This window comes from Tianweitania sp., assembly GCF_032053605.1.
Taxonomy (GTDB): Bacteria; Pseudomonadota; Alphaproteobacteria; order Rhizobiales; family Rhizobiaceae; genus Tianweitania.
Genome location: NZ_DAMBUH010000121.1, coordinates 1 through 5,183, shown reverse-complemented (window position 1 = coordinate 5,183; position 5,183 = coordinate 1). Strand labels below are relative to the sequence as shown.

Annotated in this window: 2 protein-coding genes and 1 pseudogene; all 3 read right to left on the bottom strand. The window is 64.6% G+C overall.

What is annotated here, in order from left to right; translation table 11 throughout:
• Window positions 1-2,566, bottom strand: a pseudogene (locus tag RTX98_RS18135) (translocation/assembly module TamB); the annotation flags it as partial.
• The gene (locus RTX98_RS18130) at window positions 2,563-4,509 is read right to left on the bottom strand and encodes an autotransporter assembly complex family protein (RefSeq protein ID WP_312798196.1); all 1,947 of its coding nucleotides are present in this window, start codon (window positions 4,507-4,509) and stop codon (window positions 2,563-2,565) included. The pseudogene RTX98_RS18135 and the gene RTX98_RS18130, both read right to left, overlap by 4 nt.
• A gap of 150 nt (window positions 4,510-4,659) precedes the next feature.
• Window positions 4,660-5,183 (bottom strand): ATP-binding cassette domain-containing protein (locus tag RTX98_RS18125; RefSeq protein WP_312798195.1); only part of this gene is annotated, 524 nt, incomplete at its 5' end.

Genomic DNA, 5,183 nt, shown 5'->3' with positions numbered 1-5,183 from the left:
GGCGGGCATTGGTGCTGCCCTGCGCCAGTGCCAGCTCGTTCAAGCCGATGCGGAAACCGGTATCGACTCGCGACAGAGCGCCGGCAACCTTGGCCGTGGTGCCATTGTCGAGCGCGGTTTCGGCCGAAAAGTCGGTGGTGTCGGCATTCTGCCGCGCTTGCGCCTGCAACCGCGTCACGGTGAAGCCGCCGGCCACGACATCGCGCGCATCGATGGTCGCATTGCCGCCGGGCACCTTGAACAGGTCCGAGACCTCGGCCTGCACATCGGCACTGCCGACGCGCGCCTGATCCACAACGAGGTTGCGGATATCGGCCTTGATGTCGCCGTCCTGATTGCCGTCGACCGGCCGCAGCCGGATCGTGGCGTTCGCCGAGCCGGATGCCTGCGTCAGGAACAAAGCGGCAGCCGTCGACACGTCGCTGGCACGCAGCTGTACCTGTCCGTCGAACAAGCCGCTGGACACGATTTGGCTGATATCACCCGTCAGGTTCGCACCGCCGGCCGAGAAGCTCAGCGCGCTCAGCTTGCGGGTGGATGCGGAAACAGCGACGCCGCTTGCCAGCTGCACGCGGTTGCCATCGAGGAACGCGTCGCCGGTAAGATTGCCGTCAAGCAGATCCGGCAGCTGAACGCCTTCGAAACCGATGCGCGCCTGAGTCAGCGTCTTGTTCATCAGGCGGCCGCTCGGCACATTGGCATCGAAGTTCAAGCGGATCGTGCCGTCGGCTCCCTGGGCGCGACCGACTGCCGTCAGGCGACCGCTCGCCTGCTGCGAAACCAGCGCCAGATCGCTCAAGGCGAGATCGAAGTTGAAGTCGGCGGCACCGGTGGCAAAGCGGCCATCTGCTGTCAGTTCGACCTGGTTGTTGGCGACGCGGAATTGGCGCGCAACCAAGCCGTTTTCACCACGCGCGATGCCGCCGGTCAGGCGTGTTTCGCCCTTCAGCAGCGCATCGGCCGCTGGCGTATCGATCGACAATCCGTTGGCCGAACCATCCAGCGTCAGGTCGAAGCCGCCCCCGACAGGGCTCACCGAGCCTTTGGCCGCCAGGCGCAGGCCGCCGGCGAGATCACGACCGGCAAGCGCAGAGAACGGCACGATGGAATTGGCATCGACGGCGATGTTGCCGTTGAACACGAGATCGGCAATCGCGCCATCCAGCGCGACGCTCAGGCCGTTGCCGGACAAGGTCGCGCGGTTCAACTGAACCGGCTGGTTGGCGCGCCAGTCGCCGTCGATCGCCAGCGTGATCTCGGACCCCAGCGCTTCCGCCACTTCCGCAGCCTTTGCGTCCAGACCGCGCGCGCCACCGTCGACCTTGAAGGAGACACGACGGTTGGCGGCATCCTGCAGGTTCTGCGCCAGGCCGGAGAAAGTTAGTGCGACGCTCTCGCTGGAAAAGCTGTCGGCGTTCAACTTGGCAATGTCGAGCGAACCGGACCATTGGTCGCTCGCGGTGTCGCCGAAGGAAATTTTCAGCTGCGCGCGATCGATCGTGTTCTGGCCGGGCACGGGCAGAAGGATCGGCTCGGCGCTGCCATTGTCGACCTGCGCGTCGAGCGTCAGGCGCTGCAGGAAGCTGTCGGCCGCGGTTTCGGCTTTGGCGCTGAGCTTGAGCTGAGCGCTGGTGAGTTCGAGCTGGTCGAGCCGGAAGCCGCCGGCATCCTTGGACACGCCGCTCGCCTGCAACTGTGTGGACGCGCCGAAAAAGGCGCGGAAGCGCTCGGGGATCAGCGAGGCGATCGGCCCGTCCAGCGTCGTGTTGAAGCCGAGGCCGAGTTCCTGACGGCGCAGCGCGGTCTGGCCGGTCAGAATGCGCTGGCCGGCAGCATCGAGATTGAGTGTGAGGTCGAACTGATCGAGCGGACCACTGCCGGCGACAACCAGATTGACCGGCGGGCGATTTTCGATCGCCAGCAGGTTGGCGACGATGCCGTTTTCCGGCTCTTCCAAACGAAGATCGATGCCGAGATTGGTGGTGTCGTTGGCATAGGTCGCGGCCAGGGTCAGCTTGCCGCCCGGACCATCGAGGCGCGTAACGTTGAGCGCGGTATCGAGCGAGCCATCCGCCAGCTTGACGCGGCCGTTGATCGCGAGTTCGGACGCCAGACCGAACACGGTCGGGCCGAAAACAACGCGTTGCACGTCAAGCTGGTCGAGCGTGATGGAAACCGGCAGTTCCGGCAGTGCGAAACCGGTGCTGGCTTCGGGCGCCGGCAGGCCTTCTTCCGGCAGCGGCTTGCGGGTGACTTCGATACGCTCGGCCGACAGCGTCGAGATCTGCAAACGGCCGAGCAGCAGCGCGCGGCGCGTCCAGTCGATGCGCGCATTGACGATGCGCAGCCACACGCCTTCGCGGTCGGCAATGGTGATTTCGCCGATCGTTGCATCAGATGACAGCGCGCCCTGAATGCCGTTCAGGCGGATCTGGCGGTTCGGCGTGGAAAGCTGATCTTCCACCAGGCCGACGAAATAGGAGCGTTCTTCGGTCGGCGTTTCTTCCTGCGCAAAGGCCGGAAAGACGACGAACAGCAGAGCGAGAAGTGCGAGGAACCGGGTCAAAACGCCTGTCCTATGCCGATGTAGAACGCGAAGTCTGGATCGTCGCGGCCGGGATTGAGCGGAATGGCGATGTCGCCGCGGATGGGGCCGAGGCCGGTGAGATAGCGCAAGCCGATGCCCGCGCCGAGTTTCAGCTCTTCGGCAAAATCAGGGAAGGATTCCGCGCCGACATAGCCGGCATCCACGAAGCCGACGAGGCCGATGGAGTCTGTGACCTTGGCGCGCAGTTCGGCCGATCCTTCGATCAGCGAGCGACCGCCCGTGATGATGCCGTCTTCCGCTTCCACGCCGATGCCGCGATATTCATAGCCACGCACCGATCCACCACCACCGGCGAAGAACAGCTTGTCCGGCGGTGTTTCGCCGATATCGGATCCGGCCAGCGAGCCGATCTTCAAACGGCCGGCGGCAACGATGCGGTCGTCTTCGCCGAAGCCGTAATAGGTCCGCCCTTCGAGGGTCGCGCGGCCAACAGGATTGCCATAGTTGAACTCGAAGAAGGGTTCGACCATGGCTTCCACGAAGAAGCCCTCCGTGGCGTCGACCTTGTTGTCGCGCGTGTCGTAGGTCAGCGTGCCGGGCAGACCGACGGTCACGAAGTCGCGCTCGCCGAGATCGTCTTCGAAGCGCGACGGGCCGCCGCTGATGAACAGGCTGCCGGATAGTTCTTCCGTAAAGATATGCGTGAAGCCGGCCTGCGCCGTGACCGCCGTGCGGGTGTAGGCATCCAACACTTCGCGGTCGCCGAACAGCGACGTCACGAAATCCGTGTCAGGCGTGAACACGCCGGGGCGGGTGTAGGTGACGCCGACGCGATAGGTGAAGTCCGCCGGATCGAAGCGGCTTTTCTCGGGCTCGTCGCCTCGGCGGCTGGTGACCTCGGCGCCGACACCGGCGACCTTGGCGTCGAAGCGCAAACGCTCGGCGTGGCCAAACAGATTGCGGTGCTGCCAGTAGCCTTCCACACCCGCGCCATCCAGCGTGGAATAGGACGCGCCGACGCCGAAGCGGCGCAGCGGGCGCTCCTGCACGATTACCGCCATCGGCAGTTCGCCATTGGCCTCGATCGCCTCGGCCTCCTCGATGCGCTGCGAGCGGAACACTTCCAGACGGCCCAGCCGATCATTGGCACGCTTGACGTCGTCGGGATCGAACTCTTTGCCTCGCGGCAGATCGGTCATGTAGGCCACGAAGTCGGGGTCCATGCGGGCAGTGCCCTGCACGGTCGTCGGCCCGTAAACCGCGCGGCGACCCGGCTCCATGACGAGCGTGGCATCAAGCTTGGTGGTGTCGTGCAAAGCCTCGACGCGGCGCTCGGCCACGGCAGCCTTGGCATAGCCCTGCTGGCGCCAGGCTTCCTTGGACAGGTTCTCGGCTTGCAGGATCACGCCGGACTTGGCGGGCTCGCCCGGCACGAAACCGTTGTCGGCGGGAAGTTCGACACGGTCGTGCCGATCGGTGGGCGCCGGCGCCTGGTTGACGACTTCAGCAACGCCAAAGGCAAACACCGGGCCCGGACTGACCGTGACGACGACATTGGCGGGGTTGGCGACCGTGGCATCCGGCGCAAGTTCGGCGGCTTCGCGGCCATCGATCTGAATCGAGATCGTCGGACCATAGCGGCCCTGCGCATACATGGTGCCGAGAAGACGGCGGTAATCGCCGCGGGCCTTGGCAAGCAGACCAGATGCGCCGGAAGCCGGCTCCTCGCGGTCTCCCCACAGGTTGGAGGCGCCCTTCAGCGTGTCTTCGACATCATCATCCTCGCCGGCATTGACGGTGAAGGTAACGTTGTAAGGCTGCGGTTCGCCAACCGGCTCATCTTCGGGCTTGGGCGCCTTTTCGAAGAATTTGTGGCCAAACAGCTCGAACGCCGTCGCGGGGTACAGCGCCGAAGTGCTCAGAACGATCGCCGCAACGATCCGCAAACTCCAGCCACGCATCGGTTGCAACCGCATTCCTCACCGTACTCATACGCCAGTCCCGGTCAAAGTACCGCGACTGGCCCTTAGGCGCAGCATCAAATGTCTCGAAACGAGAATCTTTTATGCAAATTCGGCAATCCTGCCACACCTGACGGTTGCGGAAAGTCGTTAAACCGGAAGCATTTCCGCCGCTTTTCTAAACCGCCGGTCATCCACGGCCGCGCCGAGAAGCGCCTGCGTGTAGGGATCGCGGGGATTGGAGAAGATGTCTTCCACCGGCCCCTCCTCCACGATTCGCCCGCCGCGCATGACGATGATCGTGTCGGCCATGGCACGCACCACCGACAGATCATGGCTGATGAAGATGTAGGAGAGATCATGCGCCTGCTGGAGATCGCGCAGGAGGTCGACGATCTGCTTTTGCACGGAGCGGTCGAGTGCGGAGGTCGGCTCGTCCAGCACCATCACCTCCGGCTTCAGGATCAGGGCGCGGGCAATGGCGATGCGCTGGCGCTGGCCGCCGGAGAATTCATGCGGATAGCGGTTGCGCATGGCTGGATCGAGCCCGACCTCTTGCAGCGCCTGCAACGCGCGGCAGTCGCGCTCGGCGCGCGGAATGCCGCTTTCGTGCACAAGGAGGCCTTCGGTGACGATCTGACCGACGGTCATGCGCGGCGACAGCGAGCCGAACG